Source organism: Phormidium sp. CCY1219, from assembly GCF_035615515.1.
Taxonomy (GTDB): Bacteria; Cyanobacteriota; Cyanobacteriia; order Cyanobacteriales; family Laspinemataceae; genus CCY1219.
In genome coordinates, this window is the sequence record NZ_JAJENT010000154.1 from 1 (window position 1) to 3,124 (window position 3,124).

General features: G+C 44.7%; 4 protein-coding genes. 1 reads left to right on the forward strand and 3 read right to left on the reverse strand.

Annotated features, from left to right (window positions below):
- Positions 1-483 (forward strand): Cfr10I/Bse634I family restriction endonuclease (locus tag LKK83_RS00795; RefSeq protein WP_324628821.1); only part of this gene is annotated, 483 nt, incomplete at its 5' end.
- 200 nt (positions 484-683) lie between these two features.
- Here the strand turns inward: LKK83_RS00795 and LKK83_RS00800 are convergent.
- From LKK83_RS00800 to LKK83_RS00810, 3 genes are all read right to left on the reverse strand, one after another.
- Positions 684-1,901 carry a DNA cytosine methyltransferase gene (locus LKK83_RS00800; RefSeq protein ID WP_324628822.1) on the reverse strand — a complete coding sequence of 406 codons (1,218 nt, stop codon included), beginning with the start codon at positions 1,899-1,901 and terminating at the stop codon, positions 684-686.
- A 23-nt stretch (positions 1,902-1,924) separates the two neighbouring features.
- On the reverse strand, positions 1,925-2,140 hold the full coding sequence (locus LKK83_RS00805) for a hypothetical protein (RefSeq protein WP_324628823.1): 216 nt from the start codon (positions 2,138-2,140) through the stop codon (positions 1,925-1,927).
- Between the two features lie 201 nt (positions 2,141-2,341).
- A partial coding sequence (locus tag LKK83_RS00810; protein ID WP_324628824.1) for a calcium-binding protein occupies positions 2,342-3,124 on the reverse strand: 783 nt, incomplete at its 5' end.

Here is a 3,124-nt window from a genome sequence, read left to right on the forward strand (position 1 = left end):
TTTCAACCAGGTAATCCTTTAGCAGCGATTAATGAATTAAAAAATAAAATTTTCTTTTCCAGCCCAGATTATGTTATTGTACACTTGGATTCTACGAAGCATCCTAGAGACAAAATTAATGATTTACTAAAGGAACAAATTAAAAAGCCTAACAGTTTAAATCTTTACGATCATTTCAAAGGTAAAATATTAGCGAGTGATGTAAAAGCGGCGATTTCATTAAAAACCACTAACCGCCCAGATAGACGCTATCAACCTTTATTTGAAGCTGCTATGCTTAAAGCTATCAATCATGTGGCTAATCAAAAATGGCGTTACTATATGGTTACTAGAAAATTTAGTGATAACGATAGAATTGTATTTATGGAGGGAATATCTCCTCATGGAATAATTGTTAATAAACGTATTCCTTTAGTAGATGGAATTTATCCCTACAACACCAAAAATGATTTAAGTAGTTTAGTGACGGATGCTCTTACATAAAAGATTATTTTTTTATGCATAATTTTTTAATTTTTTAAATATTTATCAGGTTGCTTAAGTTAGATAGCCAATTGTCGATTCATTATGAGATTACTATTGTTATCAACCATGATGGAAATATTTTCCTAACCGCTGGTCATTTTGGAGTCCATTATTTTGACTCAGGTTAGTCAAGAATGACCAGCGTTGATTTTTGACGCCTACATTTCTAAGTTTAAACTTAATTGTAAAGGCTCAAAATCGTTAACCTGTTGTCTCCGATTTTCTTCATCAATCCCCGGATGATTTAAAAAGTACAGAATGGTTTTGGCAATGGCGAGAGATGCCAAATAGGGAACGCCGTTGCCAATGGATTTGAACAGATGACTGAGAGGAAGTTCGGGAGGGAGAACGAAATCTTTCGGCAAAGATTGAATGGCGATCGCCTCTGCAACGCTCAATCTTCTAACCTTATACGGATGCAAGTGAACTTCATTGTTTCCGTAACATGCCGTAGGAGAATATCGCCATCGATGCAACCGTTTGTAAGACTTTTTGGAATCATCCCCTTCCGGTATCGCTTTCATTTTCTCGATTCCTCCTCGGGGTTTAAAATACCCCTCAGCATTCAAATGATTCTCCGTCTGATTCCGTTTAAACCAGTATTCCACTGTTAATTCTTGCGGCAAATTGGGCGGACAATCAAGACTCGAATCCGCCTGGAAAGGAGTGAATTTCGGCCAAGGATAAGAAAAAACCTCGGTTTTCGGAAAAACAACAAATTTGTCCCAAGGAAAAATAGTCTCGGGAAAAACGTCGCGGAAATGGATGTTTACCGGACTGCCAATCTGATGGAAAATATGGCGATGAAACCCAATCAAAATAATTCGTTCTCTATCTTGGGGTACGCCATATTCGAGAGAATTAATTAATTTCTCGGTTAAAACATAGCCGGCGTTTTGCAGGATGCGTTTGAGGTCTTCATAAAAAGTTCGATGCTTGAGGGTTCGCCACAATCCTTTCACGTTCTCAAACACAAAAAAATCCGGCTGATGCTCACAGATGAGCTGCACATAGGATGCGGATAATTTGCCTTTTTCTCCTTCTTTGCCTTTATTTTTGCCGCCTACGGAAAAATCCGGGCAGGGGGGACCGCCAATAAATCCCACTAGATCGGCGTTTTGTCGCGATGTGTTCACTAAATCGGAGAGGATATATTTTTCCTCTGGGTTGAGGAGGGTTTGGATATCGCCGTTTTCGGCACAATAACAGCCATATTCGGGTAAGTTTCGCTTCAGATGAGTGCGGGAATACCGATAAGCCTCCATGAAGGGAGGGAAGATTTCGCTGGCATAAACCACATTAAAGCCGGCATCTTCAAAGCCTAAATCTAAGAAACCGACGCCAGAAAAAAAGGAGAAAACGTCACTGTGAATCATTCAGGTTCGAGGGGATAGATCGACTACTTGGGATGGAATATCCGGTGCGATCGCGCGACTTCCTTGCACTTCAATTCAGCGGATGAGTTGCGTTGCGATCGCGCCGCATATCCGCACCGTCGAACCTTATTTTGCCACAGACTATGCCCAAACGCTTGGCCCCACGCGGCAGTATTTCCATCCCCCGCTTTGACAAGCCATTGACCGACGGTGATATATACCCAGTCTCCATCGCTCATGCAATTCAAGCCCCCAGAAGTGCGAGTGTCTCCCTCACGACTCAAAGCCGCGCGAAATACTCGCCCTTCGCGCGCTATAGCCCCTCTCGGGCATGATGACAACTTTTCAAATCGGACAAAAAAATCGCACCAGCTAGAAAACTGGTGCGATCGCCTTGTTTAGTGATAATTCAATGATTCTCTCTCAATTTGAGCAAATCCTTAAATGAGAGTAATATCATCTTGGCTCAACTCCACCTGAGAGAACACTGTCAGGGAGAATTCAGCGCTGAAGGTAAACTGCGTGAACGTTTCCTGGGTGCTGGTGGTGCCAGTGGTCACATCTACGCCACTGGATCCGTCTTCGGCAAACACATCGGACAGATTATCGATGCCAAACTCACTGCCGGCAATTTGGATGACATCGCCTTCTTCGGCATTGAAGTCGAGAATGATATCATTCTTCTTGCCTTTGAGGTTCGCGATCGCGTCACCATCATCAGCGCCTTCTTCCTCATCCTCATCTTCTTCGCCTTCCAGGGCAGCAGCAGCATCCATCACAAAGGTGTCTGCACCTGCGCCACCAGTGAGGGTATCCTTGCCAGCGCCACCGTAAAGCGTATCGTCGCCTACGTCACCACTGAGGAAGTCCTGCCCCTCGCCGCCAAACAGCATGTCGTTGCCTTTGCCACCGATCAGGATGTCTTTGTGCTTGCCACCATCTAGGTAGTCATCGCCATCACCGCCACACAGGTAGTCCTTTTGGTCGCCACCCATCAGGCTATCATCACCGCCACCACCCAGGATGGTGTCTTTTCCGTGACCTCCTTCTAAGTAGTCGTTGCCACCCACATCGGTTCCGTCGGCATCATCCACATCGGTTCCGTCGGCATCATCCACATTCTCATCGGAATCATCCCCATTCTCATCGGAATCCGCCGTGGTGGTATCGGAATCATCCCCATTCTCCTCGGAATCCGCCGTGGTGGTATCGGAATCATCCCC